This is a genomic window from Sphingobacterium sp. WOUb80 (assembly GCF_050058145.1).
Classification (GTDB): Bacteria; Bacteroidota; Bacteroidia; order Sphingobacteriales; family Sphingobacteriaceae; genus Sphingobacterium.
Map to the genome: position 1 here is coordinate 3350417 of NZ_CP165617.1, position 18354 is coordinate 3368770.

The window sequence follows — 18354 nt, forward strand, 5'->3', positions numbered from 1 at the left end:
TTTTAGTCTTTGTTAATTTGATTTTGAATCCGTTTAATTTCTAACAACATCAAATCCAGATGTTGTTTATTCAGGCTAGCTGCCTGTTTTGTCGCGAGTTGCGTAATTTGTTCAACTAAAGTAGGCAGGTAAGTCCGGACATACAGCTGTACATCGCTACGCTGTGCCTGCGTAATGATATCCGATCCTTGCGCGATTTTAGGGTTGACAATTTGATTTACCTTTTCCAAAAAGTAACGTTGTTGCCCACGTTTAAATGCATCTATCCGCAAATCTCCTCCCGGCAAGGTCCAAACACCCTGACCAATGTCCTTCAAATATTCAGCGAGTCCGTATGCCTTTTCATTGTTCAAGGACTTCATATAAACATTATAAAGTAAACCGGGACTCAACAACATATTTAACATCTGTTCCTGTTGATCCGTAATTTCTTTGTTCGCATCTTTTCCAATCAGATCCTGAATATTCTGCGGATACAACCATAATGGTGGGGCAAATACATTATCGTTCACATATTGGACTGCAGCCTTTACCTTCTCGCGGGGAACAGCCGTATAAACAGCTCCTTTCTGACCACGCACCTTATTGGTAATCTCCTGGCTTCCAATATTTTTCAACACATGATATAGATAGCGATTAAACTGTCCGCGCACTGCTTTATGCATGTCTTTTAGGTTGCTATAATCATCTCCCGGTTCATCAGTCCATTCGACCAAGTGGGAAACAACTCTTTTCAGATTTTTGATACCATACGTACTTGCCAACATCGAATCATCGCCAAGATCTTCCTTCTGACTGCGCGGATCCTCATCGTTTCCTTCGCCACCGAACCATAACTTCGGGTTAGCGGTCAGGCTATCAGTTACTTGTTTTTTGAGGTAAATCTCTTCGTCTTCGCCATTCGAATATTGTGGAAGATACTGATATCCCCATTGAATAGCCCATTTATCATACATACCTACACGCGGATATATACCGGACAAACCGACTCCATCTTCGGGCTGTGCGACATAATTAAAACGTGCATAATCCATAATAGAGACGGTATGGCCATTTTTTTCCACCCATTTCTTGTCGCGCAATTTCTCCACAGGAGTTTGACTACTTGCTCCCATATTGTGACGGAGACCTAAGCTATGCCCAACTTCATGCGACGAAACAAAGCGGATTAGCTGGCCCATTACCTCGTCATCCAGCTGCATTTTTTGAGCGGCCTTATTTAATGGCCCTACTTGCACCATAAACCATTGTTGTACAAGTTTCATCACATTATGGTACCAACCGACGTGTGCTTCGATGATCTCACCACTTCTAGGATCAGAAATACGTGGCCCATAAGCATTTGCCTTTTCGGATGCAAAATAACGAATCACAGAAAACCGTGCATCTTCAAGGCTCATTGTCGTATCCTGCTCCGGCCATTCTTTACCGACAATTGCATTTTTAAACCCCGCCTGTTCAAATGCTTTATTCCAGTCATTGATACCCGCGATCAAATAAGGACGCCATTTTTTTGGTGTTGCCGGATCAATATAGTACACGATCTGCTTTTGAGGCTCCACAAGGTCGCCTTTTAAGTAGCGTGCTACATCTTTCGCTTTTGGTTCAAGGCGATAGCGTTGTATAAAATTTAATGCTTTAGAACGCTGATCTTTATCGGTAAACAAGATGTACTTATTCGCAAAATAGCCCACTCGCTCATCGAAGATCCGCTTTTTCATCGGTACCCTTGGTAGTAGTACCATGGAAGTGTTGGTTGTAAAAGTCATCGCCCCAGTCAAGCTTGCAGCCGGTGTGCCTGCTGTTGACGAATACGTTTTTGTTGTCTTTACTTCCAAATTGATTGGAAATACTTTCATGTCTGTAATGAAAGACCGATCGTCTGCTAACGATGATAGCTTATTTTCACTTTTCAGCTTACTATCAAATGAAATTGCTGTATTGTCCTTTCTGAACAGATCAGTCACCTCCACCAAATAGCCATTATTTGCAGCATTAAGTCCTTTAATGTCTAAAACGGCGACTATAGGATCCTCTTGAGACTGCATTAATGCTGTGCGAATGACATCGGTCTCCGGCGCATCCTGTCTGTAGATAGCGGCCCGCAACTGTATACGGTCCCCTAGGCCTTTTTCAAAATAAAGTGTCTGCTCATTCAATTTTTCGCCACCATACATGGAAAACCCCTGTGGGGCGGACACCAAACGTGTTACCGTCAAAAAGTAACGATTCAACAAACTATCCGGTATTTCCAGATACCATTTCTTTTCAGACTCCACGACATTAAAAACACCGGACCTAACAATTTTTTTCTTATTTAGAATCTTGCTGTAAGCTTCATTCAGATCATTTTTTGATTTTACAGTGTCTGTCTTGTTCAAGTTTTGTTGGGCTTGAACCATACTGCCAGACAAAAGCAAGGCAAGAGTACTGTAGATAATTTTATTTTTCATGTGTAATGTTATAGCATATATTAAAACGGTACAGTTTCATCGGTATTCAAGCGCAAGTTTGGATTCAATTTCATGACATCCAATGGAAATGGAATAATATACATTCTTGAATTTGGCGCCAACGTATAGGTCTTTTGCTCCACGGTTTTGTTTACAATCGGAAATACACGCACGAGTGTTTTAGCATAGTCAGGTTCCAGGTTAAAACGTTTCAAATCAAAAAAACGATGGAAACCGATTGGCAATTCACGACGGCGTTCGTTAATGACCAAATCCATCACTTCCTTGCGCGTTGCTGGCACTGCTAAAATTGCTTTATCGCCTTCGATCCGAGTTTTGCGCAAGGTATTCAACATGTTAACCGCATTGGCAAATTGACCCTGACGCGCATAGCATTCAGCCAACATGAGGTAGAGTTCCGGTGTTTTCAAACCTACCGTAGGAAAGAAAAAGGCAGTATACTTGACGTTGTAGTAGCTTGCTCCTGCGCCAATATCTAGAAAGCTAGCATTTGATTTTGTATAAAATAAACTAAAGCGTTTGTCTTCTTTGTCAAACATACCTGTCAATTCTGGACTCAGCATATAGCTGTATCCATAATTCATCTCATTATAGCCTGTTACATACATAAAACTCAGTACTTCAGGATTATTTTCTGCGATCATCGGCACAACGCTAGGTCCCCCTAATTTCTCATATTGAACCAGATCAACAAGCTGACCATTCAACTGCAAGGCTTTTTCTGCCGCAGCTTGCGCCGCGGCGATCTCTCTTTTGAAAAGATGTACTTTGGCTTTCAATGCATAAGCAAAGGCTAATGATGGATGGTAGGGATTCGAAGGTTTTTCCTGCAAGTAAGGCAATGCTTCCTCGATATCTTTTTGAATAAAATCATAAACCTGCTGTACCGTTGATTTGACAGGAGTCGCTTCAAGATCATATTTGTCCATAATACAGACTCCACCATCCTGAGTTGCAGTCGTCGCATCATAAGCCTTTGCATAGACATTGATCAAATGGAAATAATCAAATGCCCGCAACATCTTGGCCTCAGCTTTCGCAAGTCCTTTTAATGCAGTATCTCCTGTACTCTCATCGACCAAAGAAATAATCATATTCCATTGGGCGATATATTTGTAGCATTGATTGTAAAAATTGGATCCATTGAGTCGAGCTACCCGATCTTCCTGCTCTTGAAACAAGAAGTTTATCGTATTGATATTAGGCGTCAGACCGATTACATTGGACTCTTTCATATACTGGTCATCGACCAGATACTGAAAGTTATTGATGGGATACCCCCTATTCGGATAGGCTACCAAATCATAGTAATCTTGTGCTGTACTCACCAACTGTGAGCCTTTAGGTGTTATATCAAGATATTTATCGCAAGCAGAAAAGACTATCAGAGTCGAAAATGCCGCCGCTAAAGTTTTAAAATTCATCTTAAATTCGGATTAAAAAGTTAGTGAAAGCCCCATAAGGAATGATTTAGCCAATGGAAAAGTACGTGTTCCGCTATTGAGGGCATACGCTTCCGGATCAATATCATCACCAGCTGCACTCCAGGTCCACAAATTATTCACCTGCAAGGTTAATTTTACATTTTGCATACCGGCTTTCCCTGCCCATTGTTTTGGCAACTGATAGCCTACTGCAACATTTCGCAACTTTACGTAATCTGCCGAAACGATCTGCTTATCGCTATACCGCCATAAGGTAGATACTCTATCCGCATAGGTAACTAATTGTTCCGGGTAGTCAACCACCAATCTTGGGTAATCGTTATCGGCACCTGCGACCCATCGATTGACCAAACCAGCATTTGTCAGCTCATTACTACCGAGGTCGATCGCATCTTTACGCAGTTTATGTCCACCAGAGAACACAAACATAGCCGAAAGATCGAAAGATTTGTAGCGCAGACGCTGATTGATAGAGCCCGTATATTTAGGAAACAAGGTTCCCATATTTACTAATGCATCTGGTGAGGTGATCTCCTTGATGCTTGTTGGTGTACCATTCTCATCAAAGACAACATTTGATTCACCATTTTGATCCAAGAAATAAGGGTAACCATTCACCATTCCTCCATAGCGGTAGGCCATAATCGAATTATAGCTGCTTCCCTCAAAAAAATAATCACTTGGAGAACCTATATAAGACTGTGCTGTAGAAGTTAAGCCATTCACTTTCTCGACCTTATTCTTATTGAATGAAAATACAAGTTGCGTACTCGCTGTAAAGTCTTTCTTTTTCAACCAGACACCATTAACATTAAATTCAATACCTTTATTGCGCAGCGCACCATTGTTAATTACACGCGAACTTGCGCCCACAGTAGGATCCAAGACAGAATTGATCAATAAATCCGAACTATAACGATTATAAGCATCAACACTTCCCGACAAGCGATTGTCCAAAATCGAAAAATCCACCCCGAAATTTGTCGTACTTGTTTTTTCCCAACGCAACATCGGGTTGGGCAGCGAACTTTGCTCTAGATACTGGAGGTAAGGGAAAAGCTTATCTGATTTCCAGGTGGCAGTACCATAACTGGAACTTGCTTGATCCACATTACCGGTAATACCGTATGTCGCCCGCAGTTTAAGGGAATTCAACCAGTCTTCAGTTTTCATAAAGTCTTCGTTGCTGACATTCCAACCTGCTCCGACAGACCAAAGTGGACGATACTTAAATTTAGCATCCACACCAAATAAATCCGCCTGATCTACCCGAATACTTCCAGTCAAATTGTACCGATTGTTGTAGGTATACCCTGCATTGGCGTACAAAGAAGTATACCGATGTAGGGTCTCCTTTTGCGCCCCACTGTTCAAGTCAGACAGACGATTATTACCACCATAGATATAGCTCGTTATGCCAGACTTGCTTAAAGTTGCCCAATCAACTGTGGTAGAAGTCAATGTTACAGGATTGTACCCTACGAGCAATTGTTCAATAGGACGAGGTACGCGCGCCTGGCGCATCTCAAATCCGGCCAATGCCGTCAACTGATGCTCTCCATATTGTCCAAAGGTATTATCGTAGTTAAACTGATTACGAAAGGTATAACTATAACGTTTAGTCTCATATTGATAGTAACGGCCGCCTGCTGGCAAATTCTTTGTATACACCCCTGTTGCAGCGTTATAACTAACCATCGCATTGGAAGCCATGCGCATCATGTAACTGTCTTCGTCGTAAAAACTCTCCCGTGATGTCTGACCCAGTTCGTATGAAAACTGCGTCTGAAATGAAAGTCCTTTGTATAGATTAGCCCGCAAAGACGTAAATGCGCGAAGACCTAAGCTCTTATTGCTCTCAACACCCTCTCCTACTGCCTCAAGCACATTAAAGGAGGTACTTTTCAAATTTCCATTTGCAGCAATCTGTTCTGCGGTCTCGCCGTTAACGGCTGATCCTGGACCTACTGCACTGGGCAATTTTACATACGGACTATAAACCAAATTCCCATTTTCATCTTTGATCTGCGCATAACGTGGTTGTAAAAACAAATTGTTATAATCACCATCCGTACTTTTGTCGACGCCATAGGTACCATTCAATCCCACTGTTGCCGACAACCATTTGGTAAGATTGAAAGTCGATTTCAGATAAAGGTTAAATTTCTCGTTCTTATCATTGATCACCTGTCCTTTACCTTTATCATAATTAAAGGAAACAAAAGTATTGCTCTTGCTGGAGTTTTGCGAGATGCTGGCATTATAACGTTGGCGCGTTTCATTCTGCCATACATTGTCGACAAACTCCTTGATGTAATCGTTGCTCCGCCATGAATTAACCGTTTGCTCTCGCTCCTGTGCGCTAATTTCACCGATAGATTCTTTTCGAAAGAGATCGTACAGTGGCGAATAATATTTTAGATTACCACTTCCAAGCGTTCCATAGTGATCAAATAAGGCTTCACTATTCGCATAACGTGACAATTCCCGCTTATACACATCTGTTTCGTAATCGATCAGATCAGACGTACTTGCATAATGCATCTTAGTGATATCTGGCTTCTGTGTAATGAACTGATCCACATTAAAGTTTACAGAAACACCTTGCCCCTTACCTTTCTTCGTCGTCACGACAATAACACCATTGGCTGCACGGGCACCGTATATCGACGCTGCTGTTGCATCTTTTAAGACCGTGACTGACTCTACATCATAGGGATTAATATCATTCAAGGTAAATTCGGTCGGCAAATCATCCACGACAATTAATGGATTGGTGGTTACCGCACTGGAATAGGTTCCGATACCCCGGAGTACGGGCTTGTCTGGATCCGTACGCGTCGCACTTTTGATATACGTCAATCCAGCTACCTGTCCCTCTAACGCAGAGGTTAGGTCGACATTAATCTGTTTGTTCAATTGATCGTTGTTAATCATAGCATAGGCCCCTGGGCTACGCTCCTTGCTGATCCGTTGGTATCCCGTTACCATAATCTCGTTCAGCATAGACTCTTTTGGACTCAACATCACTCGTACAGGTCGCTCGACTTGCTCTGCCGTATAACGCATCGTTCTCTCATTAAAAGACACGTGACTGAAAGACAATTCAATTGCTGAATTGGGAACAGCGATCTCAAAATCGCCATCGCCCGAACTCATCGCCTGGCTATTGTCCTGTAAATTGTGAATAGAAACACCCGGAATGTTATTGCCCAAACTGTCTATAACTTTCCCACGTACAACCTGATGACTTGTCGATACAGCCTTACGATAGAGAATGATTCGTTTATTCTCCAAACGGTAGCTGAAGGGCTGATCTTTAAACAAAATAGACAAAGCGTTTTCAACGCTCGATAGTTTTAGATTAGCAGTTATTGGGCGTGCCGATTTGAGCAAACTGCCATCGAAAACAAACTCAAAGCCATAACGATCCGATAAGTTGGTAATGACCTCTTTGACGTCGGCATTTTTAAAATTTAATTGTACTTGTTGTGCATGCAGTTCATAGGGGTCGAGCATGCTCATCAAGGCAATTCCAGCGACCAAACTCAGGTATTTCCGTAAAAATACCGGTCGCTTTTGGGTTAGGTGTGACATGGTAGATGAAGGTAAATGTAATATTTAGTTGTTATTATTTTTATTCGTTGTTTTTAATGTGATTTTTTTATGCTCCACCTGAAAGTTTAAGCCACTCGCTTCATTCAATAAGTCCAGCATTTCTTGCAATGGAATATTCTTTCTAACTTTCATAAAGATAGCTTGATCGGCAGGCAATGTACTGGTATCTACATCGACGGCATACCATCTGGACAAATCGGACAATATGGTACTGATGGGCTGATCGCGATACTCAAAGTAACCAACGGTCCAAGCAGATACCTGCTTAGGAGCAAGATTTTCAAGATGTATTCCTTTATGATCGGTTACGGCTGTTTCTCCAGGATGGAGTACAATTCTTTCAGTGCTTCCAGCTTTGCTTAAAGCGATCCTACCAGAAAGTAGAGAAGTAATTACATGTCCGTCATTGGCATAATTTCGCACATTAAATACTGTGCCCAGCACTTCTACTCTTGCCACCCCCGCATGTACAATAAATGGTCTTTGGACATCATGCGCGACCTCAAAATATCCTTCTCCTGTTAGCGATACGTCTCTTTCCTGAAGACCAAAAGGAATCTGAAACTGTAAGGTAGAGGCCGCGTTCAGTGTAATCTTTGATCCATCTTCCAATACAAGTTTAAAGTCAGAGTTAGGCGTGTATATTGTTTGCAAGCTAGGTTTTTTACCTAAAGCGATTACTTTCACAGTCTGGCTGTCAATCCGAGAAAATGCAATATCTCCCATCTCCCAGATAGAATCCGTCTCAGGTGAAATCGCAATTTCTTTGCCCAATTTATCTTTTACATACAAAATATGCTCAGAGGGAGCCACAATAGGCATATCCGATGCTTCTTGCCCCATATAAAACCAAGTGCCTATTCCTAATGCCAGCAGAATAGATGCTGCTGCCCACCATATTTGTCCTAGTTTAAAAGGTTTCTTTTTGGATTCACTAAGCTTATCTTCTAGTCTTTGTCGAATAACGGAGATATGTTCAACAAATGGTTCCTCGGTTATATCAAGCTCAAAGTTGTTAAAAACTAAGGATGTAAGATCTTCCAATTCAGCATCGCTCGCTTGCTCAAAATAACAGAGCAACGTATCAAGATCAACACGATTGATGCTTCCATCCAAATAGCTCTTGTAAATATTTTCTATTTTCTTTGCCATATCTATAAGTTAATACGCAACTTATTAGCAAAAACACTATCGTTACTGTATTTTTTTTAAAAAAAATAGAAACCTACAAGAATAACTAAAATCTCATCATAGTGATCCTGCACAAATTGTCGAATATGTTGATTGGATTTGACCATGGCATTGCTTACTGTAGATACAGAAATATTCAATTTCTGAGCGACCTCCTCGTAGCTTTTTTGCTCTATTTTACATAAAACAAATATTTCTTTTCTTCGCTCACTTAAGGAATTGAGTGCTCGGTCTAATAATGCAGCCTGTTTTTCTTGAATATCCCCCTCTTTTTCCAGAACATAAAGTTGCTCAAAATGCTGGTATAAATTTTCCTGCAACGCGGCCTCTTTCGCTAATTTTCTATACCAAGAAATAACATCATTTTTAGCTATAGTAAAGATCCAAGACTTAAAACTTCGATTCGGATCGATGGTGGATCTTTTTTGCCAAACTTTTAGAAACACATCCTGTACAATCTCTTCACTGACTTGTTTATCCTTCACCATTCGAAAAACAGTGGAGAATAAGGCATGACTATATCGTTCATACAAAATAAAAAAAGAGAGTTCGTCTCCTTGGGATAACGAATTCAAAATTGTATTCTCTTCGGTAGCTTCCATTACAAACTTTTCTAATGGTTAGTGCTTTTCATTATACTAAATGAAAAAAGCAGTCGAATTTACGATTTTTTAACATATAAAAAACACAGCATACTTCGAAGTGCCCCATGCTATCAAAAGGCTTTATCTTTCTACGGCAGAATATACTACCATAGAAAGATTGTATTAATGCGGAAGCTCAGGCATTGCAATACGGCGTTGCGTAGGTGAACTTATTGCCTGTAAAAATGCGATTACAGCCTCAACTTCCCCTGGTGTTAAATTTAGTTTTTTTAATAAAGGCGAGTGGATAGGTCGTGTCTTCTCATCCACCTCTACATGTCGTTGAATCGGTGCAGGATTGCCAAGATTGTACAATTCGACGACATCACGCAATGTTGGAAAATTGCCGTGATGCATCCAAGGGCCCGTCAACGAGACATTACGAAGCGATGGGGTACGAAATGCACCAATATCTTTTTGATCTCCAGTCAGTTTATAATGTCCAAAATCTTCTTGTCTAGTGCCATATAAAGTTTGTCCATCATTGTGAAAAAGATTGTCCGAAAACAAAGCTGTATTGTGGCAATTGATACAGCGTGCTTTCGTACGGAACAGATGTAAGCCCGTCAGTTCGGCATCATTTAGGGCATCGGATTGTCCACTTACAAAACGGTCAAACTTCGTTGGATAGCTAACTATACCACGCTCGAATGTAGCCAATGCCTGTTGTATACGCATCAAGGTGATTTTTTTGTCTCCAAAAGCCTTTTCAAAATAGGCTGCATAGCCTGCGACTTCCCTGACGTGCGCTACGAGTGTATCCAATGGTGTATTCATTTCAACGTGATCTTGTGTAGGCAGCAGCACCTGATCTTCTAAGCTCTTGGCACGCCCATCCCACATAAAGGATTTATAGAAAGCGACATTATATAAGGTCATTGCATTTCGCTTGCCTTCGCGTCTTCCGTGACCATGCGCCAAACTTTTTCCATCGCCAAAGCCCAGCTGAGAATCGTGGCAGTTCGCGCAGGAAATCTGCTTTGAAGCCGAAAGCCGAGGGTCAAAAAACAACAGCTTGCCTAGAAGTGATTTCTCCTTACTGTATGGATTATCAGCAGGATAGTTCACCTGGGGCAATACCCCAATATCCACAAAGCCTTTGCTGACAGAAGGGTCTATATTTGGCCTTGGCCATAGTGCCATATTACCGCTGCTATAGCGTTTGCGCAATTCGACCAGGTCCTCCTGCTCGCTCGGTCTATTGGCAAATGCCGAAATCAAAAAAGGAACTAGCACTATGGCTGCTCCCCATATCATATTCTTCTTTAGTAGCTTCACCCTATTAAAAACCATAAGAAAGCATTAAATTAAATTGCTTACGATCAGTCCCCAAAGGAGCAAGATTTGTTCGCTCCAACTCACCAAAACCATCGGCTTTACGATAACCATAATCGGCCACGACATGAATAAAATTTCCTTTTCGCAAACGCTGTTTGAATCCCAATTTTACATTACCACCATATAGATTTGCACGATTGTAAAGGATATCATGATAGAATACATATTGGTGAAACACATTTTCATTGATCGCAGGCAAGGACCACGAGAGCCCAATGTTATTCCGAACGAAACCACCAAGACCGAATTCTATTTCTTGATTAGTCGAGGTACAGTACGTCCATGCTGCATTCACCCCATAGTTTAACTGATCATAGTCCAAAGTCGTTCCCGTTCCGCCATCTCTTTTGACTTCGTTCAGCACCCCAATGGAAGCACTGTAATATTGCTTCCATTTTTTCTGAGCGACCAAATACGACAGCTCCAGTTTTCCATTGTCATTTTGATAGACATAATTTTGCGCATTGGCACTTTCCGTCACCTGATCTTTCCCGCGCTGATCAGACCATACAAATGAAGCCATATATCGCCGGTTGGCCCGTGCCAGACTCCATAGCAATGTATAATCTAATTTGTTCAAGTTATATAAACTAAGCTCATTGATACGGGACTCGTTTCGTAATACCTGTCTATATTTCTGTTGTTCATGTTGATAAGCTACATTTCCGTAAAAATCACCAAAGGTCGAATTCCATGAAAAGTTTAACTTACCGCCCAAACGCTGCATGTCATTCTGGTAGAACATGCTTTTCTCTGTCAGCCAATCCCCCACTTTCCAGCCATATCCCCTTATGATATAATTCATGTATGGAGATTCGACAGCACTTGACGCTGAGTTCGAATTTTTATAAGCAATTTCAACGTTCTCTTGTCCATAACCATATTTTCCTTCCAGACCAATACGCCATGTCGGGGCAATACGCAAGCTTCCACCCAACGAACTATTGAACTGTATGACATCGATACTGCCCCTTGGATCATTATTACTAAAATGGCTACCGACTTGATAGTCAAAACCTCCGAACAGGTCATATTTACCTGCGGCAAAAGAACGTTGACCACGTGCCTGAATCCGATAGGTCGTACGCTCATAATGATTATACCCATAAGAACCAAAATACCAAGGTGTAGAAGTATTTTCCCGTGTTTGATGTGCAAATCGCGTACTGTCTTCTATGGATCTGTTATAATTAAACCGTCCCCATAGGCGCACATCTTTAATCGTAACTGCTCCTTCTGAACTAAAATTTAAACCTTTTACAGCCTGTGCTTCCTGAGCACGACGATACTCGCCCGAAACGGAATTATAGCCCATGCGAATTAAACTGTAACGTACAGGCACCAATTTTTCCAACCACATGGGATTGTCAACAGCGAATTGCCGCAACCGCAGTTGCAAGCTATCCTGATCGATATATTGGATATATTTTAATGTATCTTGGCCTGATATTACTTTGGCCTGAAGTTGGGATATCCCAACAATTAATAGACACATGACAAATTGAATACTATTTTTCATCTGAATAAATATGGGTGCAATAGCACTATTTTTATACATTGTTCTGTCCTCTTAATGTGCCTTAATCTACAAATCCCTTTGGATTTGCTTTCATAGACACGAAATCATCACTTGAGTTGTTAGAATCCTGTAAGATCCGTCGGCCATTGACAACCGCTTTGGTTTTCCGGATCACCGAATTGGAGGAGCGGGCTCCACCAGCTACGGCAATTGCGCCAGCGTCTAACTTTGCCGTAAAACGCTTTGGATATTGCGTAGAAGTTGCCGATTGCAGCTCTACCCCATCTAAAATATTTGTGACAGGAATCTGCTTATAGTCTGTTCCCAAACTCTCTCGCCCATCTGCGTAAGGTGGCATAAAACCCTTCCATTGATCTGAAGATCCCATACCCTCTTCACGAAAAATAATCCAGCTGCGTTGTCCGGCTTGATTCATGATCATATCCACACCATTTGCCCTGTTGACGACCCTGACATTGGGAACATTAGGGTTGTCGATATCCGAAGCCAAAGGCTTGGTAGTTCCCAGATAGGGTGCAAAATACGCTTCAAAATCCGCCGTACTCAGATCGACAGTCAGACTAGGATCCTTTACTGAAATAGCCACCCCATCTGCACCAATATAAGGCGATCGATGATTTGCAGCAGTGGAAGCAACAACGATACTCTCTCCCGGAAGGATGGGGTAATCCTTACCCGTGCCCGGAAGCTGAATAATGAGAAACGCATATACATAGTCTGTATTGGCGTTTATACCCTGCGGCATCCCATAGGACTTGCTCCAATCATATTGCCCGCTGTTCGCTTGATAAACATAGGTGGCACTAGCATTATTAGCGCCATAAGCCTCGGCAAGGTAAAGACTGTCCGCGTAACGGATACTATCCGAATTGTTATAAATTTCAATAAACTGATCGCGAAAACTTGCCCCTTGGTTAGCATCAGAACCTGCATAATAGATCTGCTTTATAATTAGTCCACTGGGATTACTATTGCCTGTTATAAGCGTAAGATCCCAATGCGTTTCTCCCGATCCTTTGATTACTTCGATCTGTTTGATCGCCGAACTAAATGCTACCTCACTGTCTTCCCGTAGTCCCGTCAATGCATTAAATTCGGCCGCGCTATAGTTTTTCACGACCTGAACTTTATACGTATTGGGTGCCAGATCCACAAATTCAACGTGACCATTTTCGTCTGATTTCATCGTTGTCACCAATTTACCTTTGAGTGTATAGAGATTTAAAGTAATATCGCTTAAAGGCAACTTACCAATATAGGCTTCACTCTCGTAAGAGATATCTAAGGTGATATCAACAGATCCATTTTCGGGATAGATATCTTTCTGGCAAGCTATTACAAAACAACCAGAAATAAGGATTAATAGTATAATAAAATGTATTGCTTTCATAGCATTATAGTTTAAGTCTAAGTTGTGCACCGTAAGAAGGCTTGTCATTTGGAATAACCATGGTACTGTCCGAACGCTTATATTGCGGACGATAATTAAACACGTTATAGACATGGAAGGCTAAGCTCAGGCGTTTACTGATTTCTTTGGATACATTCAAATGGAAATTTGTATAGACAGCAGGCTGATTTTGATTGTTGATTTCCTCGATAGGGATCAATGTATGCTTATAGTTTATATTGTTCGCATCAAAATTGTTTATGGCATGGTAGGTTCCATCTTGGGTGTAATACCCCACCGGAATACCATCACTTGCACTTGTATTGGTCTTATTCATCAGGTTAAATTCCGTTGTAAAATTGATCAGCAATTTAGCCTTTGGAATATGCGTAATTGAGGTAATGGCGGCATTACTAACGGTTGTTGTTCTTCTATCCGTCGGATAAACAGCCGTTTCCGCCCGATCGGGATTGTCCGTTTCATTTGTAAAGAGCCGCATATTCTTTAGCGGTTTGTAGTTAGACTTGGTCAGTCCCCCCCTGAAATTGAATGAAGTGGCTATCGCAGCCCATTTCGGCGTAGAGAGCATCAATTCTATCCCCTGATTTTTAGTTTCGCTACCATTCAAAAATTCAAAGCGAGAAAGTCGATATTGTTTCTGCCCGTCGATCACGTAAGGAACCTCGGCGTCAGGGTCTGGATTCGTTGCATAATTATCCAGCATGATCTTTTCAAAACTTGCAGCAGATATAATATCCCGGTAGTTTCGTTTATTGTACATGTTCATACCCAATCTAAATCCTTTGTGCTCATAATTGGCAGAGAATTCCAACTGTTCGGACAAAGATGGTTTGAGTTTACTGTTATCTGGTGTATATTTATCCACATACATAAGATAAAGACTATTCGCCTCATCCAGACCACCATCTTTGAAAGCAGTCTTTTCAAACAGCGACAGCTCATAAAAAACAGGCCCCGGATACAGCTGTGCCAGTGCTGGAGCCTTACTCGCCCAGCCGTAGGCAACCCCCACTGTTAACTCGGGAGTGATGGCATAGTTGATATTGGTGCGCGGTGAAAATGTAACGAACTTCTCAAATATATCCCCCCGCGCCCCGAAACGAACGTTAAGATCCCGATCGGCAATTTTTGCCGTAAATTGATCCTCGGCATAGAATCCAATCTGCTTTTGCCCATGAATACGTGAAACATCGTAATAACGTTCTGCTCGAAGATCAGAATTGGCGGCAACTGTATTCGTTCTAGGCCGAGAAGGGTCGACAATCTGTCCTTTACCTATATTTTTTGAATAGTTAATAGAAGAACCAAAATTCACCTGATGGAGAAGTTCTCCAGTCTGAAATGTTCCCGTAAGATCCAATCGGGTCGTAAAATCGATCGGCTTGCCTTCAATATTAGTTACAGCCTGATAAATACCACTGGCATATTTTCCTTGATGCACCCCGGTTTCCGTTGCATCTGAATAGACAATATAGGTACCATTGACATCCTGCTCTTTATAGGTATTCTGATAAGATTGGCTATAGCGGACATTTAAACCGATATTGGAAAGAAAACCATGATCGATTCGATAATTGGCACGGCTTCCGACTGAAAAGCTATAAGATTTGAATCGCATCATCGCACCTGTTGGATCGTCGCTATCACGGCGGACATTATCCATATGACGACCATAATCTACAGAGAAGGTATTTGTAAATGCCTTTTCTTTACCAGCAAAAGTACTCCACATCAAATTACCGCCAATACGGTCATAGGATTTCATTTTATCCCTATTATCTTGGTAAGAACGGGTAAAGTTTCCGCCGACCGTAAAAGCTCCATATTTTTTGGTATCAAAGCCTTTGCTCAAGCCATATACCGTGGTATTATCGCGAAGCTGTACATTGAAATTCAACGGTGTTTTTCCGGCAATTCGATTGATTATAATTGCACCATTGGTCATATCCCCATATTTTACCGAAGGTACTCCGGCTGCAATTTCAACACTTTCAATATTGTCGATCGCTATCTGTCTCAAGTCGGTCCCGCCAAAGGTGTAATCACCCGTATAGTTATCAGTCCCCGCGTCGCTACCCTTCAGGCCTGATATCTTTCCATTGACATACGAATTGCCCATGCCATAGATACCCGAATTTAAGGTTTGCATATTCGCATTGTTGGAAAGTGCAATACCATCCATAATCAGCGCGACTCCGAAGGAATTATTAAGTGCAAATGGATCTTTTTTTGCAAAAGAATTAGTACTCAATGTAGCACTTCTCAGATTAGCCTGCTGTACTTGCTGTAAAGAAGGGGCAGCAATCTTTTGCCCAGGAATAAGGCTTAGTAGATCATTGAGACTTAGCGCGCCAGATTGTTCGATGACTTCTCTGTTTATATAGAGTGAACTATTACTCTCTAGCTGCCGGTTTGTACGGGGAGTAACTGAAATTTCTTCGAGTCCAACACTCAGTGTTGGTAATTTCACTTCTGGAATACTGGTATTTACCCCATTCAAAGCTGTTGTTTGGGTTGTCCCTTGCCTACCGATCATCGAAAATTTCAATTCTGCGCTTTTGAGTCGGTGTGCAGGAAACTGAAATTTGAATGCGCCGTTTTGATCAGTAAAGTAATACTGGTTCAATTCTTTCAAGTGCACGGTAACCGAAGAAATTCCCTTTCCATTTTCATCGACAACACGTCCCGAAAGTGTACCAACAGAGGTTTTGCTTATCAGGATATTCTTTCCTGAAACTTGCAATTTGAAATAGGTAAGCTGTTCAAGTCTGTTTAGAATCTCTCTTAAAGATCCATCTGCATGCAGATTAACAGTCCGGTCAAGATTGATCTGAGACTCGTCATAAAGGAAACTATAGCCCGATTTTTCTTCGATCTGTTTTAGAACAGATCTTAGTGGTTGATTTTTACTCTCAATTTTCAACTGCTGTGCATGTACCGACAACACGTTAAAAGAGAAAAGTACACCAAGGAGCAGGGCACTCCTGTTGATGGAATTAGAAGACATATGATAGATGATATTATTTTTTACGAACAATAAGTTTGTTGGATTTCACACTGAAATGATAGGGGGTTGTGAGCGTGAGTTTTTCAAGTACCTGCAGCAGCGGCTCATGTGCTATCGTACCTGAGTAAACCAATTGAATATCCGCTCTTTCTTGATACGCTAAGCCATATTTTCGGTTTAGCTGTTTAGCGATTTCAAGGTAGGAAGCTTGCTCAAAATGTAGGATACCATCCATATTATCCTTTTCTTTGACCAGGTCAAATTCCTCGACTGTAAATGTCCCTTTACGCTTGTCGTAAATAATAGCCTGACCTGGTTTGATCTGCTGGCTCACTGCACCTCTGGCAACCTCCACCTTACCGGTGAATAAAGCCACCTTCGAAACCTCATCTCCGGCAAATGCATGTACATTGAAAGATGTGCCCAACACTTTAATGCTTAAATCACCTGTTTGTATGACAAAAGGTTTATTTTCATTATGTGCAACTTTGAAATATGCTTCACCATTGAGCTCAACTTTTCTTTCGTTTCCACTAAATTGTTTTGGGTATTCCAATATGGATTTAGGTCCAAGTTTTACCTGAGTATGGTCAGCCAAAAGCACATTCATATAGCTTCCTGTCGGCACAGACTGTTGTACAAACTCAGGTTGGGCAGTTATATCCGAAGACATCTGCTGTCTTTTATAAAGAAAAATACTTAGTGAGAGCATGAAGAGGCAGGCTGCTGCGTAGCCAATCCATCGGTAACTTAACAGACTTTTGACGGGCAATTTTCCTCCATCAATAATAGACTGAAGTCTATTGCGTTCTGCAGCGACCTCTAGTTTTGTCGGGCTACTCCGCAACAATTTGACCATCAGTTCCGCCTCCTTTATAAGCTCCCGATGTTGTGGATTTGCGGCTATCCACTGTGGCCAATAGTCCCCCTCATCACGGTGCGACTTTAAGCAATAATCGAGAAAAGACTCGTCACAGATCAGTTTTTCTAAGGTAGGGTTTTCCATGTAATAGCAATTGCTTTTAATCAGTAGTGCAACTACTCCACTATTTTTACCTATTTTTATTTGGAAAAATTCAAAATAAAAACAATAAACACTGTCAATGAGCCTTTTAATTTTTTAATCGCTTCATGTACCACATTATAAACTGTTCTTATCGCAGCATTTTCAATCACAGCAATCTCCTCATAGGATTTATTGTCGAAGAATTTTAACTCGATATAACGGTACTGCTTTTTTGTAAGCTTGCTCATCGCCCGCTCCAGCGCATCATCTCGCTCCAAGGTTTCTTCGATAGCTATTTTTTGCACTTCAATCGAATCTTCTACAGGGGCATCAAAAAGATCATCCAGCGATAGATTTTGCGTTGCACGCTGCTTAAAGATGATCCGCTTGAGCCATACAAACAAATAATACCTAGGATCAGTATTTAATGCCGGAAGTTTCTCCCTCCGCTCCCATAGATCACAAAATAAAATATGAATGGATTCTTTCACTATTTCGCGATCGGGAGTTATTTTCAGGCCATATCGGAAAAGCGCAGTATAAACTGCGTCGTACAAGGCTAGAAAGCTATCGCTGTCTCCTACCTTGACCCCATTCCATATTTTATGTGTGTCCAAGTGTGCAAAATAAATAATTATTTAGAACTATTCCAAATAACTAGATGTTTTAACATCTTAAAG

The 18354-nt window shown here is 41.4% G+C and carries 11 protein-coding genes; all 11 read right to left on the reverse strand.

The features are described 5' to 3' along the window. Nucleotides 1–2: 2 nt before the first annotated feature. The 11 genes from AB1Z56_RS14075 to AB1Z56_RS14125 all read right to left on the reverse strand — a co-directional run bounded on the left by AB1Z56_RS14075 (nt 3) and on the right by AB1Z56_RS14125 (nt 18291). A complete protein-coding gene (locus tag AB1Z56_RS14075) occupies nt 3–2453 on the reverse strand; it encodes a zinc-dependent metalloprotease (RefSeq protein WP_426789412.1) in 2451 nt (816 codons plus the stop codon). A gap of 20 nt (nt 2454–2473) precedes the next feature. After that, entirely contained in the window at nt 2474–3898 is a 1425-nt protein-coding gene (locus tag AB1Z56_RS14080) for a RagB/SusD family nutrient uptake outer membrane protein (RefSeq protein WP_309362645.1), read from the reverse strand. A 12-nt stretch (nt 3899–3910) separates the two neighbouring features. After that, a complete protein-coding gene (locus tag AB1Z56_RS14085; RefSeq protein ID WP_426789413.1) occupies nt 3911–7516 on the reverse strand; it encodes a SusC/RagA family TonB-linked outer membrane protein in 3606 nt (1201 codons plus the stop codon). Between the two features lie 24 nt (nt 7517–7540). Further along, nucleotides 7541–8689: a FecR family protein gene (locus AB1Z56_RS14090; protein ID WP_426789414.1), complete on the reverse strand. Its 1149-nt coding sequence runs from the start codon at nt 8687–8689 to the stop codon at nt 7541–7543. Between the two features lie 56 nt (nt 8690–8745). Then, nucleotides 8746–9330 (reverse strand): RNA polymerase sigma factor, encoded by a 585-nt coding sequence (locus AB1Z56_RS14095; protein WP_309362642.1) that lies wholly within the window; start codon nt 9328–9330, stop codon nt 8746–8748. A gap of 165 nt (nt 9331–9495) precedes the next feature. Further along, a complete protein-coding gene (locus AB1Z56_RS14100) occupies nt 9496–10665 on the reverse strand; it encodes a cytochrome-c peroxidase (protein ID WP_426789415.1) in 1170 nt (389 codons plus the stop codon). Next, nucleotides 10655–12268: a DUF6850 family outer membrane beta-barrel protein gene (locus AB1Z56_RS14105; RefSeq protein ID WP_426789416.1), complete on the reverse strand. Its 1614-nt coding sequence runs from the start codon at nt 12266–12268 to the stop codon at nt 10655–10657. The genes AB1Z56_RS14100 and AB1Z56_RS14105 overlap by 11 nt, the downstream gene beginning before the upstream one ends. Before the next feature lie 22 nt (nt 12269–12290). Continuing rightward, nucleotides 12291–13640, reverse strand: a complete 1350-nt coding sequence (locus AB1Z56_RS14110) for a DUF4876 domain-containing protein (RefSeq protein ID WP_426789417.1) — start codon at nt 13638–13640, stop codon at nt 12291–12293. 4 nt (nt 13641–13644) lie between these two features. Further along, nucleotides 13645–16668, reverse strand: a complete 3024-nt coding sequence (locus AB1Z56_RS14115; protein WP_426789418.1) for a TonB-dependent receptor domain-containing protein — start codon at nt 16666–16668, stop codon at nt 13645–13647. A gap of 13 nt (nt 16669–16681) precedes the next feature. Continuing rightward, on the reverse strand, nt 16682–17674 hold the full coding sequence (locus tag AB1Z56_RS14120; protein WP_426789419.1) for a FecR family protein: 993 nt from the start codon (nt 17672–17674) through the stop codon (nt 16682–16684). Nucleotides 17675–17730: 56 nt separating this feature from the next. Continuing rightward, nucleotides 17731–18291: an RNA polymerase sigma factor gene (locus AB1Z56_RS14125; RefSeq protein ID WP_426789420.1), complete on the reverse strand. Its 561-nt coding sequence runs from the start codon at nt 18289–18291 to the stop codon at nt 17731–17733. Between the last annotated feature and the right edge of the window lie 63 nt (nt 18292–18354).